The organism is Streptomyces sp. CCM_MD2014, assembly GCF_000772045.1.
GTDB lineage: Bacteria > Actinomycetota > Actinomycetes > Streptomycetales > Streptomycetaceae > Streptomyces > Streptomyces salinarius.
The window spans coordinates 6,463,325-6,485,200 of the sequence record NZ_CP009754.1; the positions used below are offsets into that span (position 1 = coordinate 6,463,325).

20 protein-coding genes and 1 riboswitch are annotated in these 21,876 nt (G+C 73.7%); of the genes, 9 read left to right on the plus strand and 11 right to left on the minus strand.

Going from position 1 to position 21,876, the window contains the following annotated elements:
* Positions 1-14: 14 nt before the first annotated feature.
* A complete protein-coding gene (gene bfr, locus NI25_RS28720; protein ID WP_061445223.1) occupies positions 15-518 on the minus strand; it encodes a bacterioferritin in 504 nt (167 codons plus the stop codon).
* A gap of 192 nt (positions 519-710) precedes the next feature.
* Between bfr and NI25_RS28725 the strand changes: the two genes are divergently transcribed.
* The gene (locus tag NI25_RS28725) at positions 711-1,358 is read left to right on the plus strand and encodes a sulfite oxidase-like oxidoreductase (protein WP_061445224.1); all 648 of its coding nucleotides are present in this window, start codon (positions 711-713) and stop codon (positions 1,356-1,358) included.
* Between the two features lie 30 nt (positions 1,359-1,388).
* Here NI25_RS28725 and NI25_RS28730 read toward each other — a convergent pair whose 3' ends face one another.
* The 5 genes from NI25_RS28730 to thiO all read right to left on the minus strand — a co-directional run bounded on the left by NI25_RS28730 (position 1,389) and on the right by thiO (position 6,697).
* Positions 1,389-2,297: a deoxyribonuclease IV gene (locus tag NI25_RS28730; RefSeq protein WP_061445225.1), complete on the minus strand. Its 909-nt coding sequence runs from the start codon at positions 2,295-2,297 to the stop codon at positions 1,389-1,391.
* 34 nt (positions 2,298-2,331) lie between these two features.
* A complete protein-coding gene (pknB, locus tag NI25_RS28735) occupies positions 2,332-4,275 on the minus strand; it encodes a Stk1 family PASTA domain-containing Ser/Thr kinase (RefSeq protein WP_061445226.1) in 1,944 nt (647 codons plus the stop codon).
* 201 nt (positions 4,276-4,476) lie between these two features.
* The gene (locus NI25_RS28740; protein ID WP_061445227.1) at positions 4,477-5,274 is read right to left on the minus strand and encodes a thiazole synthase; all 798 of its coding nucleotides are present in this window, start codon (positions 5,272-5,274) and stop codon (positions 4,477-4,479) included.
* Between the two features lie 2 nt (positions 5,275-5,276).
* Positions 5,277-5,477, minus strand: coding sequence for a sulfur carrier protein ThiS (thiS, locus tag NI25_RS28745; RefSeq protein WP_030402143.1), 201 nt, complete (start codon positions 5,475-5,477; stop codon positions 5,277-5,279).
* Positions 5,474-6,697, minus strand: coding sequence for a glycine oxidase ThiO (thiO, locus tag NI25_RS28750; protein WP_061445228.1), 1,224 nt, complete (start codon positions 6,695-6,697; stop codon positions 5,474-5,476). The genes thiS and thiO overlap by 4 nt, the downstream gene beginning before the upstream one ends.
* Positions 6,695-6,806, minus strand: a riboswitch (TPP riboswitch). Its footprint overlaps the gene before it by 3 nt.
* 147 nt (positions 6,807-6,953) lie before the next feature.
* Here thiO and NI25_RS28755 point away from each other — a divergent pair.
* The 5 genes from NI25_RS28755 (at position 6,954) to NI25_RS28775 (ending at position 11,615) form a co-directional block, all read left to right on the plus strand.
* Positions 6,954-8,234 (plus strand): NAD(P)/FAD-dependent oxidoreductase, encoded by a 1,281-nt coding sequence (locus NI25_RS28755; RefSeq protein ID WP_233520784.1) that lies wholly within the window; start codon positions 6,954-6,956, stop codon positions 8,232-8,234.
* 51 nt (positions 8,235-8,285) lie between these two features.
* On the plus strand, positions 8,286-8,651 hold the full coding sequence (locus tag NI25_RS28760) for an Rv2175c family DNA-binding protein (RefSeq protein ID WP_030402146.1): 366 nt from the start codon (positions 8,286-8,288) through the stop codon (positions 8,649-8,651).
* Positions 8,652-8,847: 196 nt separating this feature from the next.
* Positions 8,848-9,519, plus strand: coding sequence for a thiamine phosphate synthase (thiE, locus tag NI25_RS28765; protein ID WP_061445230.1), 672 nt, complete (start codon positions 8,848-8,850; stop codon positions 9,517-9,519).
* Between the two features lie 114 nt (positions 9,520-9,633).
* Complete coding sequence (gene metF, locus NI25_RS28770) at positions 9,634-10,557, plus strand: methylenetetrahydrofolate reductase [NAD(P)H] (RefSeq protein ID WP_061445231.1); 924 nt, start codon at positions 9,634-9,636, stop codon at positions 10,555-10,557.
* A 56-nt stretch (positions 10,558-10,613) separates the two neighbouring features.
* The gene (locus NI25_RS28775) at positions 10,614-11,615 is read left to right on the plus strand and encodes a hypothetical protein (protein ID WP_061445232.1); all 1,002 of its coding nucleotides are present in this window, start codon (positions 10,614-10,616) and stop codon (positions 11,613-11,615) included.
* A gap of 39 nt (positions 11,616-11,654) precedes the next feature.
* Here NI25_RS28775 and NI25_RS28780 read toward each other — a convergent pair whose 3' ends face one another.
* Together NI25_RS28780 and NI25_RS28785 are read right to left on the minus strand one after the other, a co-directional pair.
* Positions 11,655-13,175 carry a phytoene desaturase family protein gene (locus tag NI25_RS28780; protein WP_061445233.1) on the minus strand — a complete coding sequence of 507 codons (1,521 nt, stop codon included), beginning with the start codon at positions 13,173-13,175 and terminating at the stop codon, positions 11,655-11,657.
* Between the two features lie 478 nt (positions 13,176-13,653).
* The gene (locus NI25_RS28785) at positions 13,654-14,283 is read right to left on the minus strand and encodes a TetR/AcrR family transcriptional regulator (RefSeq protein WP_061445234.1); all 630 of its coding nucleotides are present in this window, start codon (positions 14,281-14,283) and stop codon (positions 13,654-13,656) included.
* 195 nt (positions 14,284-14,478) lie between these two features.
* Here NI25_RS28785 and NI25_RS39540 point away from each other — a divergent pair, with 195 nt between their 5' ends.
* From NI25_RS39540 to NI25_RS28800, 3 genes are all read left to right on the plus strand, one after another.
* Positions 14,479-15,066, plus strand: a complete 588-nt coding sequence (locus NI25_RS39540) for an SAV_6107 family HEPN domain-containing protein (protein WP_061445235.1) — start codon at positions 14,479-14,481, stop codon at positions 15,064-15,066.
* 168 nt (positions 15,067-15,234) lie between these two features.
* Positions 15,235-16,065: a methyltransferase gene (locus NI25_RS28795; RefSeq protein WP_061445236.1), complete on the plus strand. Its 831-nt coding sequence runs from the start codon at positions 15,235-15,237 to the stop codon at positions 16,063-16,065.
* Positions 16,066-16,341: 276 nt separating this feature from the next.
* Positions 16,342-16,746, plus strand: a complete 405-nt coding sequence (locus NI25_RS28800) for a spore wall synthesis complex protein (RefSeq protein ID WP_007448475.1) — start codon at positions 16,342-16,344, stop codon at positions 16,744-16,746.
* 297 nt (positions 16,747-17,043) lie between these two features.
* Here NI25_RS28800 and NI25_RS28805 read toward each other — a convergent pair whose 3' ends face one another.
* From NI25_RS28805 to NI25_RS28815, 3 genes are read right to left on the minus strand one after another with little or no spacing between them, the layout of a single operon-like run.
* The gene (locus NI25_RS28805) at positions 17,044-19,434 is read right to left on the minus strand and encodes a transglutaminaseTgpA domain-containing protein (RefSeq protein WP_061445237.1); all 2,391 of its coding nucleotides are present in this window, start codon (positions 19,432-19,434) and stop codon (positions 17,044-17,046) included.
* Positions 19,431-20,795 carry a DUF58 domain-containing protein gene (locus NI25_RS28810; protein WP_061445238.1) on the minus strand — a complete coding sequence of 455 codons (1,365 nt, stop codon included), beginning with the start codon at positions 20,793-20,795 and terminating at the stop codon, positions 19,431-19,433. The genes NI25_RS28805 and NI25_RS28810 overlap by 4 nt, the downstream gene beginning before the upstream one ends.
* The gene (locus tag NI25_RS28815; protein WP_420710782.1) at positions 20,795-21,868 is read right to left on the minus strand and encodes an AAA family ATPase; all 1,074 of its coding nucleotides are present in this window, start codon (positions 21,866-21,868) and stop codon (positions 20,795-20,797) included. The genes NI25_RS28810 and NI25_RS28815 overlap by 1 nt, the downstream gene beginning before the upstream one ends.
* Positions 21,869-21,876: the final 8 nt, after the last annotated feature.

Genomic DNA, 21,876 nt, shown 5'->3' on the forward strand with positions numbered 1-21,876 from the left:
CCGTACTTCCGGCTCTAGAGGGAGCCGGGTCCCGACGGGTCCGGCTGGGTCTGCTCGATGACCGTCGACAGGTACAGCGACTCGCCCAGCTTCTCGACCAGGTCGAGCTGGGTCTCCAGGTAGTCGATGTGGTGCTCCTCGTCGGCGAGGATCGCCTCGAAGACGTTGGCCGACGTGATGTCGTGCTTGGCCCGCATCACCTCGATGCCCCGGCGCAGCCGGTCGATCGCCTCCAGCTCGATCTCCCGGTCGGCCTGGAGCATCTCCGTCACGCTCTGGCCGACCCGCACGTGGAAGAGGCGCTGGTAGTTCGGCAGGCCGTCCAGGAGCAGGATGCGGTCGGTGAGCACCTCGGCGTGGCGCATCTCGTCGAAGGACTCCGCGCGCGTGTACTTCGCGAGCTTGTGCCAGCCCTTGTGGTCCTGCAGCTTCGCGTGCAGGAAGTACTGGTTGATGGCCGTGAGCTCGGCGGTCAGCTGCTCATTGAGGAACTCGATGACTTCCGGGTCGCCCTGCATCGCTTGACGCTCCTTCGAACGGGAACAGGCGTGTTGCGCGGCATGATTGCACCGGCGTCGAAGATCGTCCAGTAAGTGTTGACTTAGTAAGTAAGTACGTGCTTAGTCGTCTTGGTGGTGATTAAGGATGGTTTGCCCGAATGTAAGTGGGGCGGGTCGGGGGCATCGGTCCGGGTCTGTCAGGATGGAGGCATGGGTCAGCCGGTGGAACACGGATCGGGAGAAGACGGTTCGCAAGGAGCGTCGCGGTTCGAGCTCCCGCCCGGGCAGCGACTGCAGCGCGGCTGGCCCGTCACCCACTACGGACCGGTCCCGAAGTTCCGGCCGGAGCGCTGGGAGTTCCGGGTCTTCGGCGCCACCACCGACGACGAGAAGCGCGGCTGGACCCACGACGAGTTCACCGCCCTGCCGTACACCACGGTCGTCGCCGACCTGCACTGCGTCACGAAGTTCAGCATGCTCGGCTCCGAGTGGGGCGGCGTCCCGGCCACCACGATCCTGGAGCTCGTCCCGCCCGCGCCCGCCGTCACCCACGTGATGGTCTGGGCCGAGTACGGCTTCAGCTCCAACCTCAGGCTGTCCGACTTCGCCGCCGAGCGCACCCTCTTCGCCACCCACAAGGACGGCGAGCTGCTCACCGCCGAGCACGGCTTCCCGCTGCGGCTGATCGTCCCGCACCTGTACGCCTGGAAGGGCCCGAAGTGGGTCCGCGGCATCGAGTACATGACCGCCGACCGGCGCGGCTTCTGGGAGGAGCGCGGCTACCACAACATCGGCGACCCGTGGCGCGAGCAGCGTTACTCCTACCAGGAGGAGCCCGGGGACGGCCCCGAGCTGTGACCCGGCGCGGCCCCCTCGGGGCCCCGGGGGTCAGCCGTCGCGCAGCTTCTTCAGCCGTTCCACGTCCGCCGCGTGCCCCTCCTTGCCGCCGGGTGTCTCGATGACCAGCGGCACCCCCTCGGTCGCGGGGTGGGTCATCAGCGCGCGGAAGGGGTCCTCGCCGATGTGACCGGCACCGATGTTCTCGTGCCGGTCCTTGTGCGCTCCCGCCACGTCCTTGGAGTCGTTGGCGTGGATCAGCTTCAGCCGGCCCTCGCCGACCGTGTCCACCAGCAGGTCGAGGGTCTGGTGCATGCCGGAAGGGCCGGTCAGGTCGTGGCCCGCCGCGAAGATGTGGCACGTGTCCAGGCACACCCCGAGCTTCGGATGGGCGTCCAGCGCCTCGAAGTACGGCCCGAAGTCCCAGGTCCGCGAACACAGGGACGCGCCCTGCCCGGCGGTCGACTCGAGGAGCAGGTACGGGTCGTCGTCGTGGGTCAGCTCGTCGAGCAGCGGAAGCATGTGCTCCCGCACCTGCTTCAGCGCCACCGCCCGGTCCCGTCCGCCGGTCGCGCTCCCGGTGTGCACGACGACGCCGAGCGCCCCGATGGCCCGCCCGCGCCGCAGCGAGTGCCGCAGGGACTCCACCGACCGCTCCACCGTCGCCTCGGTGTGCGAACCGAAGTTGATCAGGTACGGCGCGTGCACGTACGCCGGGACCGACTCGGCCGCACAGGCCTGGCGGAAGGCCTCGTCCTGCTTCGGGTTGCCGGCCGGGGTGGCCCAGCCGCGCGGGTTGGCTACGAAGACCTGCACGGTCTCCGCCTTCAGCTCACGGGCGTAGGACAGCCCCACGGAGTGCAGCCCGCCGGCCACCGGGACGTGGCCGCCGACGGGGTTGCGGGGGAGGGCGGCGGGTGAGGGGGCCGTGGAGGAGGGGGCGGACTGTTGACTCTTCACCCGTCCAGGGTGTCATGCGTCCGGCGCTGCCCCGTCACCTGATGGTGATCTTGATGGTGGACCCCTCGGGAGCCGTGTCCCCGCCGTCCACCGACTGCTTCTCGACGGTGTCGCCGAACAGTCCGAGCAGGCCGCGGTCCTCGTCCACGTCGAAGCCCGCGTCCTGGAGCTCGCGCTTGGCGTCGTCCACGCTGTCGCCGACCACGTCCGGGACCTCGATCATCCGGGGGCCCTTGGACAGCGTGAGCGTCACCGTGTCGCCCTCGGCCGCACGGCCGCCCGCGTCCGGCGTCTGCCGGGCCACCTGGCCGCTGTCGTACTCCGAGTTCACCCGCTCGTCGGCGACCTTCACCTTCAGACCGGCCTCCGCCAGCTCGGCCTTCGCGTCCTCCAGGTCGTCGCCGGTGACGTCCGGGACGTCGATCGGGCTGCCCTTGCTGACCACCAGGGCGACGGCGGAGCCCGCGCGCACCGTGGTGCCCGGCCGGGGCTTGGAGGAGATCACGAAGCCCTTGGCCACCTCGCCGCTGAACGCCTCGGTCACCATGCCGGGCTCCAGGCCATCGTCCTCCAGCAGCTTGCGCGCCCGGTCCAGCCTGTAGCCGGACACGTCCGGCAGCTTCACGGTGTCGGGGCCGTCGGAGACGGTGAGCGACACGGAGTCGTTCTTCCGGATGCGGTCGCCCACCCCGGGATCGGTGCTGATGACCTTGCCGCGCTCCACGGTGTCGCTGTAGGCGTGCTTCACCTTGCCGACGTCGAGACCGGCCTCGTCCAGCCGGTCCCGGGCCTGCGCCTCGGTCTTGGACAGCAGCGGCGGCACCTTGGTGAACTGGCCGGAGTTGATGTACCAGACGCCGGTGCCGACCCCGAGCACCAGCAGGACGGCCACGACGACCGCCAGCGGACCGCGTCGCGGCCGGGGCAGGCGGGCCCGGGGCGGGGCCGGCGGGGGAGCGGACAGCCTGCTGGTGCGGTCGACCCCGTCCGCGCCGGACGCGCCGTCGCCCTCGTCCTCGTTGACGGGCAGCGGGCGGGGCATCGTCAGCGCGCGCGGGATGACGCTCGTACGGTCCTCGGCGTTGTCGTGCTCCGCGGCGAGGGCCTGCGGCGGCACCGCGTCCAGCTGGTCCGCGCTCAGCGCCGCACGTGCCTCGCGGGTCCGCGCGAGCAGCGCCACCGCGTCGTGGGGCCGGATCTCCGGGTTGCGCGCCGTCGCCGCGGCGACCAGCTCGTCCAGCTCGAACGCCATCTCCGGTACGGCGGCCGACGGCGGCGGCACGTCCTCGTGGAGGTGCTTGTAGAGCACCGCCGCGGGGGAGTCCCCGTCGTGCGGCTTGGCGCCGGTCAGCATTTCGTACAGCACGACACCGCACGCGTACACGTCGACCCTGGGATCGGCCGTGCCGTGCTCGATCTGCTCGGGCGCCAGGTAGGAGACGGTGCCGAGGACGGCGCCGGTGGTGCTGGTGACGGTGTTCACGGCGCGGACCAGGCCGAAGTCGGCGACCTTGACCCGGCCGTCGTCCCCTATGAGCACGTTCTCCGGCTTCATGTCCCGGTGCACGAAGCCCGCCCGGTGCGCGGCACCGAGCGCGGCGAGGACCGGCTCCAGGATGTCCAGTGCGGCCCGCGGCCTGAGCGCTCCGCGTTCGCGCAGCACGTCCCGCAGGGTGCAGCCCGCGATGTACTCCATCGCGAGGTAGACGTACGCCCCCTCGGCCCCCTGGTCGAAGACCTGGACGACGTTGGGGTGGTCGAGCCGTGCCACCGACTTGGCCTCGCGGATGAACCGCTCGACGAAGGTGGCGTCGGTCGCGAGCGTCGGGTGCATCACCTTCAGCGCGAGCACGCGGTCCAGGCGGGTGTCCACGGCCCGGTAGACCGTGGCCATTCCGCCGACCGCGATCCGCGCCTCGACGCGGTACCGGCCGTCGAGCACCTGCCCGACGAGAGGGTCCTGAAGGGTCGTGTCCACGCAGGTGAGTCTACGAGCCGACACCGACACCCCGTGTCGTCGAGCGGAATCGGGCCGGTACTGCAGCGCATCTGTGACGCTTCCCACGCACCGTGCGCCGCCGACGGCGGCGCGCCACCCGTTTCCGGTCGGGCCACCTCTTGCCCGCCTGGAAACGGGTGGTGCGCGGGTGGGAGAACAGACCCCGGGGACAGCGCGGGCTCACTGAAAAGCGGGCCGCTCCGGGTCCAGCACCGCCAAGCCCTCCGCGGGAGACGACGCCTCGGCGAAATGCCGCCGCGGAATCCGCCCCGCCCGCCGGGCCAGCCGCCCCGCCTCCACGGCGTACCGCATCCCCTCCGCCATGAGGACCGGCTCCTGCGCCCGCGTCACGGCCGAGGCCAGCATCACGCCCGCACACCCCAGCTCCATCGCCAGCGCCACGTCCGACGCCGTACCGGCCCCCGCGTCCAGAATCACCGGCACGCGCGCTTGCTCCACGATCAGCTGGAAGTTGTGCGGGTTGCGGATCCCGAGCCCGGAGCCGATCGGCGAGCCCAGCGGCATGATCGCCGCGCACCCCACGTCCTCCAGCTTCCGCGCGAGCACCGGGTCGTCGTTCGTGTACGGCAGCACCGTGAACCCGTCGTCGACCAGCGTCTCCGCCGCGTCCAGGAGTTCGACCGGGTCCGGCAGCAGGGTGCGCTCGTCGGCGATGACCTCCAGCTTGACCAGGTCCGTGCCGAGCGCCTCGCGCGCCAGCCGCGCGGTCAGCACCGCCTCCCCGGCCGTGAAGCAGCCGGCCGTGTTCGGCAGCACCCGGATGCCGAGCCGCTCCAGTACGGACAGCACCGACCCGTGCACCGAGGCGTTCACCCGCCGCATCGCGACCGTGGTCAGCTCCGTCCCGGAGGCGACCAGCGCGCGCTCCAGCACGTCCAGGCTGGGCGCCCCGCCCGTGCCCATGATCAGGCGGGACCCGTACGACGTGCCGCCGAGGACAAAGGGATCGTCAGCCATGGTCAGCCTCCTTGGACGGCGGTGAGGACCTCGACGCGGTCGCCGTCGGCCAGGGCGGTGGCGGACCACTGCGCGCGCGGGACGACGGTTTCGTTCAGGGCGGCGGCCACTCCGGACGGTGCCGCGGTGAGCGTGCCCACCAGCGCGTCCAGGGCCGTGCCGGGAGCCACCTCGCGCGGCTCGCCGTTGACGGAGATGTTCATGCGGACTGCTCCGAGAGATGCGGGAGTGGGGGAAGCGCGGGGACGGCGTCGAAGCGGCGGGGCGTGAAGGGGCGCCCCTCCTCCGGCAGCCTCCCGGTGGTCAGGACGTGCGCCATGACGTCGCCGGTGACGGGGGTGAGCAGAACACCGTTGCGGTAGTGGCCGGTGGCCAGCAGCAGGCCGTCCAGGGCGGTCGGGCCGAGCAGCGGGGCGTTGTCCGGGGAACCGGGGCGCAACCCCGCGCGGGTCTCCGTCAGGGGCAGCTCCGTGATGCCGGGGACCAGCTCGTGGGCGTCGCGCAGCAACTCGTAGACGCCGCCCGCGGTGACCGTCGTGTCCCAGCCCAGCTCCTCACTGGTGGCGCCGACGACCAGCTCGCCGCTCTCCCGGGGCACCAGGTAGACGTGGTTGCCGCGCACCACGGCGCGCACGGTCCGGTTCAGCAATGGTCCGTGCGTCTTCGGCATCGTCAGCCGCAGCACCTGCCCCTTCACGGGCCGCACCGGCGGCACAACGGCCTCCGGCACGCCCGCGAGACGCCCGCTGAGGCTGCCCCCGGCCAGCACCACCTGCCCCGCCTCCAGTGCCGTGCCGTCGGCGGTGACGACACCCGTGGCCCGGTCCCCGCGCCCGACGGTGAGCCGCTCGGCCCACACCCGGTGGAAGACCACGCCCGCCCGTTCGCAGGCGGTCACCAGCGCGTGGGCGAGGCGGCGGGGGTCGATCTGGTGGTCGCCGTCCACCCGGAGCCCCCCGCGCACGCCCGGCGCGAGCATCGGCTCCAGGCGCCGGCACTCGCGCCCCGACAGCCACTCCGACTCCAGGCCGGACCGCTGCTGGAGCGCGTGCAGCTCACGCAGGTGGGCGCGGTCGTCGGCGTCCAGCGCGACGGCGAGCGTGCCGCAGCGGCGGTACCCGAGGTCCTGTCCGGTCGCCTCGGACAGCTCGGCCGCGAACTCCGGATAGCGGCGGGCCGAGGCGAGGTTCAGCGCGAGCAGCCTCTCCTCGCCGTAGTGCAGCTCCGTGACGGCGGCCAGCATCCCGGCCGCCACCTGGGCCGCGCCGCCGCCCGGCTCGGGGTCCACCAGGGCCGTGACCAGCCCGCGCTGCGCGGCCCGCCAGGCCGTGACCAGCCCGACGATCCCGCCGCCGACGACGAGCACGTCGGGTGTACGGGGCGTACGAGGTGTGTGTGGAGGCGTGTGTGGTGGAGACGACATGGGCGTCCAGCCCCTCCCTTCGCCGGCATGACCCGGATCAGGTTCGTACGGTCGGAGGCCGCCAGCCTCCCTCTCAGCCCGGTGCGTCCGGGCTCCCGCGAGTGCCTTGCGTCCGCCACCCTAGCCCGCGGCGCGTCGCCCCGGTAAGGGAGCCTCCCCGGCGGAGCAGGTCCCCGCGGGCCGCTGGGCCGCACGGCTTCCGGCTCATCCGGCACGCGCACTGACCGGCGAAACGCCGGGTGTCTATGGTGATCAGGTGAGTGAGCAGACGCGGGAACGGGGACAGGGACCGGCGGCGGACGCGGAGCGCCGGGTGGTCGTGGTGGGCGCCGGGATGGCGGGTGTGCAGACCGCGGTCGCCCTGCGGGAACAGGGCTTCACCGGCCCGGTGACCCTCGTCGGCGCCGAGCCGCACCAACCGTACGACCGGCCCCCGCTGTCCAAGGCCGTCCTGCTGGGCACCGCCGAGGGCTCCGCCTTCGACGTCGACTTCGAGGCGCTCGGCATCACCCTGCGGCTGGGGTGCGAGGCCCTGGGCGTCCGCCCCGGCGAACACGTCCTGGACACCTCCGAGGGGCCCGTGCCCTATGACTCCCTCGTCCTCGCGACCGGCGCCGAACCGGTCCGGCTCCCCGGCGCCGAGGGCGTGCCCGGCGTGCACCTGCTGCGCACCCTGGACGACGCCGAACGGCTGCGCCCGGTGCTCGCGCGCCGGCACGACGTCGTGGTCGTCGGCGCGGGCTGGATCGGCGCCGAGTTCGCCACCGCCGCGCGCGAGGCGGGCTGCGCGGTGACCGTCGTGGAGGCCGCGGACCGGCCGCTGGCCGACGCGCTGCCCGCCGAGGTCGCCGCGCCGATGACCGCCTGGTACGCCGAGGCGGGCGCCGACCTGCGCACCCGCGCGCGCGTGGAGCGCGTCGAGCCCGGCGGCCCCGGCGAGCCCGCCCGCGTCGTCCTCGACGACGGCACCCGGCTGCCGGCCGGCGCGGTCGTCGTCGGCATCGGTGCGCGCCCGGCCACCGGCTGGCTGGCGGGCTCCGGCATCGCGCTCGGCGCGCACGGCGAGGTCCTGGCCGACGACCGCCTGCGCACGTCCGCGCCGGACGTCCACGCGGTCGGCGACTGCGCCTCCTTCCCCTCGGCCCGCTACGGTGATCGGCTCCTGGTGCACCACTGGGACAACGCCCTCCAGGGCCCGCGCACGGTGGCCGCCGACATCGTCGGCGCCCCGGCGGGCGAGGCCGCGGCGGTCTACGACCCGGTGCCGTACTTCTGGTCCGAGCAGTTCGGCCGCTTCGTCCAGTACGCCGGTCACCACACGGGCGCCGACACCACCGTGTGGCGCGGCGACCCGGCGAGCCCGGCGTGGACGGTCTGCTGGCTGCGCGAGGGCCGTCTGGTCGCCCTGCTGGCGGTGGGGCGCCCCCGCGACCTGGCGCAGGGCAGACGACTGATCCAGGCGGGCACGACGATGGACCCGGACCTGCTGGCCGACCCGGCCAAGCCGCTGAAGGCGACGACGGCCGCGCCGGCGTAGCGCGGCGCAGTCCGGTTTCCGACTGTCAGTGCCAGGTGGCAGGCTGGGGGCGTGACCGAGATTGACGCAAAGACCGATGCTCTCGTGCCTGCCTGGCTCACCGTCCCCGACATCGCCGAGAAGCTCGGCGTCGAGGTGACCCGGGTACGCCAGCTGATCAAGGAAGGCCAGCTCATCGCCGTCCGCCGCGGTGAGAACCGCGCGCTGCACGTCCCGGCGGCCTTCATCGACGAGGACAAGGTCGTCAAGGGCCTGGTCGGGACCCTGACGCTGCTGCGGGACGACGGCTTCACGGCCGAGGAGATGCTGGAGTGGCTCTTCACGCCCGATCCGAGCCTGCCCGGCACCCCCGCCCAGGCCCTGGCCGAGAACCGCGGTACGGAGGTGAAGCGCCGCGCCCAGGCGCTCGCCGTCTGACGGCCACGTCGTCGGCCTGTCACGTACGCAATCGCGGCTGATCCGCGACGTCGCCGATCCGCCGCACGGCTGATCCGCCACACGCCCGGCGTACGAGCCGCGGACCGCGGCCCGGGAGAGGCCCGGCCCGCGGCCGTATGCCAGAATCGCGCGGCCCGGTCCCGGGCCCGCGCCACCGAACCGGGGGGACACCCGCATGCCCGACACCGCCCCGACCGCCACCCGCGCCCGGCTCGCCGACGCCCGGCTCTACCTGTGCACGGACGCCCGCCGGAGCCAGGGCGACCTGCCCGAGTTCCTGGACGCCGTGCTCGCCGCCGGGGTCGACATCGTCCAGTTGCGGGACAAGGGGATGGAGGCGGCCGAGGAACTGGAGCACCTGAAGGTGTTCGCCGACGCCTGCGCCCGCCACGGCAGACTCCTCGCGGTCAACGACCGCGCGGACGTCGCGCACGCCGCCCGCGCCGACGTGCTGCACCTCGGCCAGGGCGACCTTCCGGTGCCCGCCGCCCGCGCGATCCTGGGCGACGACGTCCTGATCGGCCGCTCCACGCACGCCGAGTCCGAGGCCGCCGCTGCCGCCGTCCAGGACGGCGTGGACTACTTCTGCACCGGTCCGTGCTGGCCGACGCCCACCAAGCCCGGCCGCCACGCACCCGGCCTCGACCTGGTCAGGTACACGGCGGCGCTGGGCACCGACCGCCCCTGGTTCGCGATCGGCGGCATCGACCTCGGCAACCTCGACGAGGTGCTGGAGGCGGGCGCCCGGCGCGTGGTCGTCGTCCGCGCGATCACCGCCGCCGACGACCCGGGCGCGGCGGCGGCCGAGTTCGCGAAGCGGCTGCGGCAGGCCCCGGCAGGGGAGTAGCCCCGCGGAGCCGTGAGCGGGCCGGGTGTCCAAAAGATGGACAACAACTCGACAATATGGACAAATATCCCCCATCCGGTTGGGGGACCGCCCCGCCCTGGCTAACCTGCCGGTATGGCCCTCGGAACCGCAAGCACGAGGACTGATCGCGCCCGCACGGTGCGTGACATCCTCGCCACCGGCAAGACGACGTACTCGTTCGAGTTCTCGGCGCCGAAGACGCCCAAGGGCGAGAAGAACCTGTGGAGCGCGCTGCGGCGGGTCGAGGCCGTGGCCCCGGACTTCGTCTCCGTGACCTACGGCGCCGGCGGCTCCACGCGCGCCGGCACGGTCCGGGAGACCGAGCAGATCGTCGCCGACACCACCCTGACCCCGGTCGCCCACCTCACCGCCGTCGACCACTCCGTCGCCGAACTGCGCAACATCATCGGCCAGTACGCCGACGCCGGGATCCGCAACATGCTCGCCGTGCGCGGCGACCCGCCCGGCGACCCGACCGCCGACTGGATCGCGCACCCCGAGGGCCTGACGTACGCCGCCGAACTGGTCCGGCTCATCAAGGAGTCGGGCGACTTCTGCGTCGGGGTCGCCGCCTTCCCCGAGATGCACCCGCGCTCCGCCGACTGGGACACGGACGTGGCGCACTTCGTCGACAAGTGCCGGGCCGGCGCCGACTACGCGATCACCCAGATGTTCTTCCAGCCCGAGTCCTACCTCCGGCTGCGCGACCGGGTCGCCGCGGCCGGCTGCCGGACCCCGGTCATCCCCGAGGTCATGCCGGTGACCAGTGTGAAGATGCTGGAGAGGTTGCCGAAGCTCAGCAACGCCTCGTTCCCCGCGGAGCTGAAAGAGCGGATCCTCGCGGTCAAGGACGATCCCGCGGCGGTACGCTCGATCGGGATCGAGTTCGCCACGGAGTTCTGCGCGCGGCTGCTGGCCGAGGGTGTGCCCGGACTGCACTTCATCACGCTCAACAACTCCACGGCTACGCTGGAAATCTACGAGAATCTGGGCCTGCACCACCCACCGCGGGCCTAGACCGGCCGCACGTATTTGCGACACACTGCGTAACGGCCACTGGGAGAGGGGCGTACATGGGCTGGACGGTCCTCTACATCGCGTTCGGCGTCGTCGCGCTGTGGCTGCTCGGCGAGGTGCTGCTGCAGTACAAGGCGCGGCTGCGCTGGCGGCTGCTCGCCTTCGGCGGCTTCGTCGGCGTCGTGGCCGGTGTGCTGATGTCGAACGTGCTCGTCATCGGTGTCGGCGCGGCCGCCTTCGCGGTCGGCCAGACCTACGTCACCCTGTCGTTCCGCCGCGGCTTCGAGGCGGGCTGGGCGGTCAACGCCCCGGCGAGCCTCGTCGGCAAGCGCGCACGTCCCGAACGGGGCCGCCGCGACCCGGCGTTCGAGACCTCGGGACCCGAACCCGCCGAGCGCGACCGGGACCACCACGACGGCTACGACGAGCGCGCCCAGGGACCCGCCGCGGGCCAGGACGGTTCGCCCTACGGGCCTGACGACTACGACCGCGACGACGTCTTCACCCCCGCCCGCCCCGCCGCCGATCCCACGGCCGCGGAGACCACCGCCGTCTACGAACCGCAGCCCATGCCGGACGACACCGGCTCGTACGGCGTGTACGCCGACTCCGGCTACGGCACCGGCCAGCAGCAGCAGGCGGCGGCCGCGCCGGGCGCCGACCAGGCCTACGCCTACGACTACTCCGGCTACGGGCAGCAGCAGGGCTACGGCTACGACACCGGCGCGCAGCAGCAGTACGCCGCCTACTCCGACCCGTACATCGGCACCCACTCCTACGGCGGCGGGGCGTACGACACCGGCGGCTACGACACGACCGGTGGGCAGCAGCAGTACGGCCAGCAGGGTTACGGGCAGGACCCGTACGCCACCGGCGGCACCGGTGCTCCGGGCGGCTACGGCGGCGAGACCCCGGCCGGCGGGGTGTGGGTGCCGCAGCAGCGCAGCACCGACGACCCCTACGGCGGCGAACTCCCGGCCGAGCAGCCGTATCCCTACCAGGGCAACGACCAGACGCAGGGCTCGAGCCAGGGCTACGACGAGCAGTACCGCTTCTGAGCCCCCCGGCCGGCTTCCGCAGGCCGGCCCGGCGGCGGCTCACTGGGAGCCGCGGAACTCCGGTCCCTCCACCACGAGTCCGGCGACCAGCGCGCCCGACATGCCCGCGTGCGGGAGGCCCCCGCCGGGGTGCGACCAGCCGCCGACCGTGAACAGGCCGTCCGTGCGCGTCGAGTTCGCCGCGTGCAGCAGGCGTCCGGCGGCCGCCGCCAGCGCCGGCACCGGAATCGCGCCGTCCGGCACACCGGTGTCCGCCGCGACCTCGGCCGGCGTGCGCACCTCGTGCCACAGGACGCGATCGCGCAGGCCGGGAACCGCCCGCTCGGCGGCATCGATCAACTGCTCGGCCCAGCGGGCGTACACCTCGGTCGTGGGCTTGTCGGACGCGTCGCCCAGGGCGGGTACCACCGCCGAGAGGGTGACCGCCTCATGCTCAGCGTCCGGGACCAGCGCGGGGTCGTCGGGCCGCAGGACCGTGACGGTGGGCCGCGCCGCCATCCCGGGAGCGGCGCCGAACAGGCGGTCCAACTCGGCCGCACGGTCCGCCGCGTGCACCACCGTCCGGTGCGCCGTGCCCCCGGGACGCCCGCCCCGCAGCGCCAGCAGCACCGTCAGCCGGCTCGTCCCGCCGCGCTGTGCCGGCACCTCGTCGTCGGTCCGCACCGGCGATCCGCCGCGGAGGCGGTCCAGCACCCCCGGCGCCACGCCGGAGACCACGAACTCGGCTTCCTCCAGGGCACCTTCTGCCAGCTCCACGCCCGCCACCCGGCCGTCCTTCTCGACGATCCCGGTGACCTCCGCCTCGAAGCGGAACTCCACCCGGCGGGCCAGGCACCGCTCGTACACCGCCCGCGCCAGCTCCCGCAGCCCGCCGCCGCGCACGTACCACACGCCGAACGCGTACTCCATGTACGGCAGTACGGCCGCGTTCGCCGGGGCGGTGCGGGGGTCCAGGCCGTACGCGAGGGCGTGGCTCTCCAGCAGGGCCGCGAGCCGGGGGTCGCGCAGCTCCCAGGCGGCGACCTCGGCGAGCGTGCCGGCCCGGCGGGTGCGCAGCAGCCGTTTGCGCGGGACCGCCGGATAGGGCTCGCGCTCGGCCAGCACCCGCCAGTTCGGCCAGAGCGGCTCCTCCAGGAGGGGGCGGCGGGTCCGGTCCCAGGTCTCCCGGGCCCGCACCAGGAAGTCGCCCCATCGCTCCCCGGCGCCCGCACCGAGCGCGGAGTCCAGGGCGGCGACGACACCCGCCCGCGAGGCGTTCGGCAGCGAGACCTCCGTGCCGTCCGCGAAGACGTGCCGGGACGACGGGTCGACCTGGACCAGCTCGACGCACGACTCCAGCGGCTCCTTGCCGGTCTTCACGAACAGATCGCGCCAGACGGCGGGCAGAGGGAGCAGACCGGGGCCCGTGTCGAAGGAGAACCCGTCCCGCTCGAAGCGGCCCAGGGCTCCGCCGTAGGTCCTGGTCCGCTCGTACACCACCACCCGGTGGCCCGCGACGGCCAGCCGGGCGGCCGCCGCCATGGCGCCCGTCCCGGCGCCGATCACCGCAATCCGTGCCATGCCAGGGACTTTATCCGCCCTCGCCGGCACTCCCGTGCGAGGGCTGAGCACCGCGACGGACGTCCGGGTGACCGGTCGGCGGGGCCGCGCCGTGGGGCGGGGTGCGCACAGCTGAGTAGGTGTACTCAGTCCGGCAGATGAGTACGTGCGCGGATGGGCTGCGACCTGCGTGAACGAGAGAGTGGAGACACGGAGAGGGGCACGGCTCCGGCACCGGCGGCACGGGGCGCCGGAACGGAGCCGGGCCCGCGATCCGCTCCTTCCGCCGGCCGCGGTCGGCGGGAGCGAGACGGGGGAGCCCGGAGGGACGATCGGCGACGGGAGTTCCGACGGGGGGACGTACGGGGGAGCAGGAGAAGGCGCCGGTCCGACGGCGGCCCGCGGGGGACGCGGCCACCACGGACCGGCGCTCTTCGTGCGCGGCCGACCGGTCGACGGTCCGCCGCGGTCGCCCAGCCCGTACGGTCACCCGGTCCGCTCAGCCCCGTCCGCTCACACGGCCCTGGAGCAACCGCGACAGCGCGGCGTGCACGTCGTCCAGGGAACGCTCCGGCTGGAACGCCTTCCAGTCCAGCGCGGCCACCAGGACCATGCCGACGAGCGCGGCGGCGGTCAGCGGCACGTCGATCTCCGCACTGAACTCACCACCGGCCACGCCCTCGCGCAGCACGCCCTCCACCACCGCGACGGCCTCCTGCCTGACCACCAGCAGCGTGGACTGCCAGGCCCGGTTGGTGCGCCACAGCTCGGCCACGTACAGCTGGGTGAAGGCCGGGTACCGGTCGATGAAGACCAGCCCCGCGCGGATCATCGCGTCCAGGGCGTCGACGCGGCCGAGGCCCTCCCGGGCCGTTCGTTCCGCGGCCTGGCGCAGCGAGGCGGTCAGGAGGCCGACACCGTGCCGCAGCAGCTCCTCGAAGAGGACGGACTTGCTGGCGAAGTTGTAGTAGACCGTGCCCTTCGCTACCCCGGCCCGCTCGGCGATCTCGTCCACGGTGGTGGCGGAGAACCCCTGCTCGGCGATGAGGGTGACCGCCGCCTCGTACAGCTTCTGCCGGGTGGCCTCGCGACGACTGCCGCTCTGCGAGGCGGTGCTGCTGCTTTCCATGGTCCCGATTCTCACAGCACCCCGCCCGCGACCGTCACCGCAGCCCGGGCCAGCGCCGCACCGACTGCTTCACCGAACGGTTGATCGAAACAAAAGTCCAGGTCAGAACGGATTGTCAGTGGCATACCTCACGATGGGCACATACGGCACCTCCTGCCAGGAGCGTGCCGTCACGGAGACGACAGGAGGATCGTCATGGCCCACTCGTCCGCAGCCGCCGCCCGGCGGCGCCGCGCAGCCGGCCCTGCACCCTCACTGACCGGACCGGCGAGCGACGTGCATCCCGTGCTCCGCCGGACAACGGCCCCGCCCGCCGCCCTCGACCTGCTCGCCCAGGCCCGGGCCGGACTGGAGGAGGCCGCCGTCCTCGAAACGCCGAACGAGCGGTACGCGACGGCCCATCTCGCCGCCCTGCGCACCGCCGCCGCGGTGCTCGCCGCGCGTGGCCGCCCGGAGACCAGCCCACGGGCCAGGGCCCGCATCCGCAGCGCCTGGGAGGTGCTGCCCGAGATCGCGCCCGAGCTGTCCGACTGGAGCGCGCTGTTCGCCTCCGGCGCGAGCCGCCGCGCGCGGGCCGAGGCGGGCATCCAGGGCGCCGCGGGCACCCGGGACGCCGACGACCTGATACGCGACGTGGCGATGTTCCTGCGCCTGGTGGAGCGGATGCTGGTCCTCCAGCCGGTGCTGCCCCAGCCGCGCCCCGACACGGACCCGCCGGGCCCGGAGCACCCAGACCGCCCCGACGCGGGTCACCCGGGCCGGGACCTGCCGGACGCGGGCTGACCGGGGCGGGCACGGGTGACCGGGTCGTGAACGGGTGACCGGCGGGCGCGGCGGAGGCAATAGGGTGGGAGACGCCTGAAGCCTCCCCCTCCCCGAGCCGGGAGGGGGCGGCAGCCCGTTTCGCTCCGCCCGTGTCCGAGGCGGTGCCGCGCCGAGGAGTCAACAGCCGTGCCGGACCCGATGCGCCCGCCCGCCTCCCACCCCGGACCGCAGACGGCGGCGTCGCCGCGCTCCGAGCCCTCCCGTTCCCGGTCGGCCCTTCGTACCGCCGTGGTCTGGGACGTCCTGCAGGACGCCCTGGACCGCCGGGTCAAGGCCACGGGCCGGCAGACGCTGGACGTCCTCGACACCGGCGGCGGCAGCGGCAACTTCGCGGTGCCCGTGGCCGGCCTCGGCCACCGTGTCACCGTCGTGGACCCGAGCCCCAACGCCCTGTTCGCCCTGGAGCGCCGCGCCGCCGAGGCCGGCGTCGCCGAGCGCGTGCGGGGCGTCCAGGGAGACGCCCGCGGCCTCTTCGACGTGGTCGAGCGGGGCGGCTACGACGCGGTGCTGTGCCACGGCGTCCTGGAGTACGTGGACGATCCCGCGGAGGGCGTCCGCAACGCGGTGGCGGCCCTGCGTGCCGACGGCGTCCTCAGCCTGCTCGCCGCCGGTCTGGGCGGTGCCGTGCTCGCGCGTGCCCTCGCCGGCCACTTCACGGAGGCCCGGCAGGCCCTGGCCGACCCGGACGGCCGCTGGGGCACGGGTGACCCGGTGCCGCGCCGGTTCACCGCCGAACAGCTCACCGGTCTGGTCGAGGCCGCCGGGCTCCGGATCGGCGCCGTGCACGGGGTCCGGGTCTTCGCCGACCTCGTCCCCGGCGTGCTGGTGGACACCGAGCCGGGCGCCGTGGACGCGCTGCTGAAGCTGGAGGCCGCGGCGGCCGAACTCGCCGCGTTCCACTCCGTGGCCACTCAGCTCCATGTGCTCGGTGAGACACGAGGTGCCGACGAGTCCTGAGCGTCCGCCGGGGTAAGCCGCTGATCAGGGACGCGACTGCAGATGGAGTACGCCACAGGCCCCCCGAACGGGGGGCAGTCGCCGTATGATCGAGGGAGACGGCCCGGCATGACGGGTCGGCCGCCGGGGAATGGGAACCTCAGCGAGCCGGCACGGCCATGACGGAGTCCGGTTGGTCAATTGGCGCAGAGGGGCGGGTTTCACGGGGGCGATTCCCTGCCTATCCTGAAGGGACCCCCCGGGTCGCCCCGGCGACTGCACGATGAGGAGGACTCCGTGCCGCTCTCGGAGCACGAGCAGCGCATGCTCGAGCAGATGGAGCGAGCGCTGTACGCCGAAGATCCCAAGTTCGCGACAGCGCTCGAGGGAAGCGGGCTGCGTACGTACACCCGGCGACGGGTCTACCAGGCGGTCGCGGGCTTCCTCGTAGGTATTGCGCTCCTCATGGCCGGAATGGTCGCCCAGCAGGTGTGGCTCAGTGTGGTGGGCTTCCTGGTCATGCTGGGCTGCGCGGTTCTCGCCGTGACCGGCTGGCGCAAGGCCCCCAAACCGGGCGAGCAGCAGGCGGCCGGTGCCGGTCCGCAGGCAGCACGCCGCCAGGGACGACAGAAACGCTCGATGATGGACCGCATCGACGAGCGCTGGCAGCGTCGCAGAGACGAGCAGCAGGGCGGCCAGTAGCGCCGCGCCGACCGCTCACCAGGACATCCGCGTGAGGGGGTGACCACCGTTCGGGTGGTCACCCCCTCACGCGTACCGGCGAGCGCCCGCGGGCGGCCAGAAGGCCCCGGCTCCGGCGGCCGCCGAACCGCGGACCTGAGAGCGGCCCGCGGGCGGGCGCCGGGGATCCTGAAAGCGGCCCGCGGGCGGGCGTCAGGGATCCCATGAGTGCCCAGGCGGCCCAGGGTGACCCGGGTTGTCCGAGTCGCCCGAGGGGGACTGTGGGCGCCGCCCCGGCGGGGCGGCGCCCCATTCGGCTCAGCCCCGCTGGTCCGACGTCCTACGCCACACCGGGCGGGCCGTCGCGGCCCGCCGTTTCAAGGCCGTCCACCGGGCCGACAGCGCCCAGGCCACCCGTACGGCCGAACGCGGGGCGAGCCGTGCGCGCCACCGCTTGGCGCGGCCTGCCGTGGCCCGCAGGCCGGCGGTGGCCAGCCGGACGTCCTCCGTCAGCCCCGCCGTCAGACGCGGGCGGGGCGCGTAGAGAACCTGCTCCACGGCGTCCGCCACCCGGTGCACCGCCGCCGCGGCCGCCGCGTCGAGCCGGCCCAGCCGGACGACGCGGGCCGCCGCCTTGCGGGTGGTCTGCGACTCCTCCGGCAGGATCCCGAGGTCCCACGCCGTGTCCATGAGCTCCTGCCAGACCGCGAGCGTGTGCGGACCGGCGTCCGCCTCACCGCGGCCGTGCGCCCCGAGCCGCACCGCCCTGACGCGCAGCCGCCACAGCATCGGCGCGAGCGGGATCAGCAGCACGACGAGCCCGGCCAGGGCCCAGCCCAGCAGCGCGTACCACTTCGGTCCGTCGCCGCCGGTGACGGGCGCGGCCGCCGCCGACTCGGTGGCGCAGGCGTCCAGCTTCTTGTCCTGCGGGGAGCAGGTGTCGCTCTCCGAGGGCGCCGCCGACGGCTCCGTCCGGGCGTCCCGCGAGGGCAGCGCGGGGTCCGGCACTGTACTGCCGGGCCGGTCCGTGATGGTGTACGCCGGGGTCGAGCCACGCGTCGGCGTCGGCTCGAAACGGGTCCAGCCCACGCCCTCGAAGTACACCTCGGGCCACGCGTGCGCGTCCCGCAGCCCCACCGAGACCGAGCCGTTCGCCTGCGGGGAGCCCGGCGCGAAGCCCACCGCGACCCTGGCCGGGATGCCCAGGGAGCGGGCCATCGCCGCCATGGCGAAGGAGAAGTGGACGCAGAAGCCCTCCTTCTCCTTCAGGAACCGGGCGATCGCCTCCGAGCCGCTGCCGATGTCGACCTGCGTGTCGTACTCGAAGCCGCCGTTGACCGCGAAGTACTCCTGGAGCTTGACGGCCTGCTCGTACGGGTTCGCGGCGCCCGCGGTGACCTCGCGGGCGGTCCGGGCGACCACCTCGGGCAGCGAGTCCGGCAGCTCCGTGTACTCGCGCCTGAGCGCCGCCGACGCCTGCGGAGCCGCGGCGAGCTGCTGCGCCGTCGGCTGCAGGCTCAGGCTCCGCACCTCGTACGTCAGCCCGCGGGTGTTCTGACCGTGGTCGCCGACCAGGGTCATGCCGACGGGCTCGTAGCGCCAGTTGCCCGCGACGCGCACGCCGCTGGGCGGATAGGGCATCGGCAGCCAGTCCTGGGCGAAGTCGTCCGCGGCCGAGATCAGGGTCCGGATCTCCGTGCGCCGGATGTCGGGGCCGAGGCCGGCCGGGGTGGGGAACGTGCCGTCCGGCACGGCGGTGATGTGCCGCTTGGACGGCTTCCAGGTCGTGCCGTCGAAGTCGTCCAGGGAGACGATGCGCAGATACAGGTCGGACAGGCTCTCGGAGTCGGTCCGCAGGGTGAGGACCTCGCGGTCCTCGTTCACGTTGAGACTGTCCCGCAGGGAGACCAGCGGGTTCACCGCGGAGATCGTGCCACCGCCTCCGGTCCCCGAACCCACGCCGCCGCGGGCGCCGTCCAGCAGCCCGCCGTCCATCGCGGGCAGGGCGAGCGGCACCACCAGGGCGATGCCCAGCGCGAACGCGCCGATGCGGCGTCCGGCGCGGACCGGGGCGAGTGCGCGCCCCTGGTCCGCGCCCGGAGAACGCGGGGAGCCGCCGAAGACCCGGCCCCACTGCGAGAGCCGGTCTCGCCCCTCGGCCAGAAGCAGCATCAGATAGCCGGCCGCCGCGACCAGGAACCACAGCCAGTCGGCGCCGCCCTCCGACAGCCCGGCGGCCACCGAGTAGAGCGCGAGCAGCGGCAGGCCGGCCGGGGCGGCGCTGCGGAAGGAGACCGCGAGGGTGTCCACCAGCAGCCCGATCACCAGGACGCCGCCGACCAGCATCAGCCGGATGCCGTCCGACTCCAGCGGCGCCGGGATCGCGTACCGGGCTATGTCGTCGCCGCCCTGCTGCAGCAGATCGGCGAAGTGCTGGAAGGCCCGCGGGCCGGGGACCAGACCGGCGATCGCCTGCTCCCGGGCGAAGACCAGGGTCAGCAGCAACAGCGTGACCAGGGCCTGGGCGGCGATGGTCAGCGGTCGCGCCAACGGCACCCGCCGCGCCACGGCGCCCACCCCGGACTGCACCGCCAGCAGCACCGCCGCCTGCAGAATCCACGTGGCCGGGTCGACCAACGGCAACAACGCGCACGCCGCCATCAAGGTGGCCGCCCACGCACACAACGCCAACCGCGCCCGCCCGCTCATCGCGCCGCCTTTCCGCCGGTCGGGGTCGTGAGGGTGGTGCGTTCGTGATCGGCCGTGCGCCACAGCTCCTCCACCGTTGCGCCCCGGGGGACGGACACGGCGGTCCAGCCGGACTCGCGGAGCATGCGCAGCCGTTCCACGCTCCTGTCCAACGGGCCGGCGACGTCGGCCGGTTCCCGGGACCAGGTCTCACTGTCCAGGAGGAAGGCGAGGGCGCCGCCGCTGCGCTGCCGCATCTTCGCGGCCACCGCGGCCTGCTCCTCGTCCAGGTCGCCGAAGAAGGCGACCAGCAGCCCCTCGTTCCCGCCGCGCAGCGTGTCGTACGCCGGGGACAGGTCCGTGCCGTCGGAGTGGTCGATCACCGCGAGGGTGTCCAGCATCAGGCCCGCCGCGTCGGCCGTGCCCTGGCTCGCGCCCGCGAAGCCGTCGGCGCCTTCGCCCGGCACCGAGTCGCCGGTGTCGGTGAGCAGCCGGACCGAGAAACCCCGCTCCAGCATGTGCACCAGCACGGACGCCGCGCCCGACACCGCCCACTCGAAGGCCGAGTCGGGGCCCGCGCCCTCGTAGGCCACGACCCGGGTGTCCAGGAGCACCGTGCAGCGGGCCCGCTGAGGCTGTTCCTCGCGGCGCACCATCAGCTCGCCGTACCGTGCGGTGGAGCGCCAGTGCACGCGGCGCAGATCGTCGCCGTACCGGTACCCGCGCGGGATCACGTCGTCGTCGCCGGCCAGGGCGAGCGAGCGCTGCCGGCCCTCGCCGTACCCCTTCGCCTCCCCGCTCAGCCGCACCGGCGGCAGTGCCTCCACCCGCGGGATCACGGTCAGCGTGTCGTACGTCGAGAAGGAGCGGGTCAGCTCGCACAGGCCGAACGGGTCGGTCAGGCGCAACTGCAGCGGCCCCAGCGGATAGCGGCCGCGCAGGTCCGAGCGGACCCGGTAGGACACCTCGCGGCGGCCGCCCGGCTCGACCCGGTCGAGGACGAAGCGGGGCCGCGGGCCGAGCACGTAGGGCACCCGGTCCTGGAGCATCAGCAGGCCGGTGGGCAGCCGGGAGACGTTGTCGACGCGCAGATGGACCCGCGCCTCGCTGCCGGCGGGCACCCGCCCGGGGGAGAGCCGGCGACTGCCCGCGACCCGGTAGCGCGTGCGGTAGAGCACGGCCGCGCAGAGCAGGGGCAGCACGCCCAGGAGCAGCCCGACGCGCAGCAGATCGCTCTGTCCGAGGACGTAGGCGCAGACCGCGGCCGCGATGCCGGCGGCCAGGAAGGAGCGCCCGCGGGTGGTCAGCCCGGACAGCGCGGTGCGGATGCCGCCGCCCTCGCCCCGGTCCTCCCCGGCCCCGGCCGTCCCCCCGGCGTCCATCACAGCCTCCGCGGCGGCTGCTGACCGTACCCCGGCGCACCGCGGCCCACACCGAGGCCCGTCTGCTGCCGGGGTTCCGCCGGCACCGGGGTGTGCTGCAGGATCTCCTGGACCACCTGCTCGGAGGTGCGGCGGTTGAGCTGGGCCTGAGCGGTCGGCAGCAGCCGGTGGGCCAGGACGGCGACCGCGAGGGCCTGCACGTCGTCCGGCAGCGCGTAGTCCCGGCCGCTCAGGGCGGCGGACGCCTTCGCCGCGCGCAGCAGATGCAGCGTGGCACGCGGTGAGGCGCCGAGTCTGAGGTCCGGGTGGGTGCGGGTCGCCGCGACCAGGTCCACCGCGTACCGCCGGATCGGATCCGCCACGTGGACGCCGCGGACCGCCTCGATCAGCTTCAGGATCTCGTGCGCGTGCGCCACCGGCTGCAGATCGTCCAGCGGGCTGACCCCGCCGTGCACGTCGAGCATCTGCAACTCGGCCTCCGGACTCGGATAGCCGATGGAGACCCGGGCCATGAAACGGTCCCGCTGGGCCTCCGGCAGCGGGTAGGTGCCCTCCATCTCGACCGGGTTCTGCGTCGCCACCACCATGAAGGGGCTGGGCAGTTCGTAGGTCTGGCCGTCGATGGTGACCTGGCGCTCCTCCATCGACTCGAGCAGCGCCGACTGCGTCTTCGGCGACGCGCGGTTGATCTCGTCCCCGATCACCACCTGCGCGAAGATCGCGCCCGGTTTGAACTCGAAGTCCCGGCGCTGCTGGTCCCAGATGGACACGCCGGTGATGTCCGAGGGCAGCAGGTCCGGCGTGAACTGGATCCGGCGGACCGAACAGTCGATGGACCGCGCCAGCGCCTTGGCCAGCATGGTCTTGCCGACCCCGGGGACGTCCTCGATCAGCAGGTGTCCCTCGGCCAGCAGCACGGTCAGCGAGAGCCGTACGACCTCGGGCTTGCCCTCGATCACGTCCTCCACCGAACCGCGGACCCGATCGACCACGGCGGTCAGATCTTCCCCCACGCTCCCGTACGCTCGCGCGGCGGCGCCCCCACGGCTCGCCTGATCGTCATAGGTCGTCACCCGGCCCT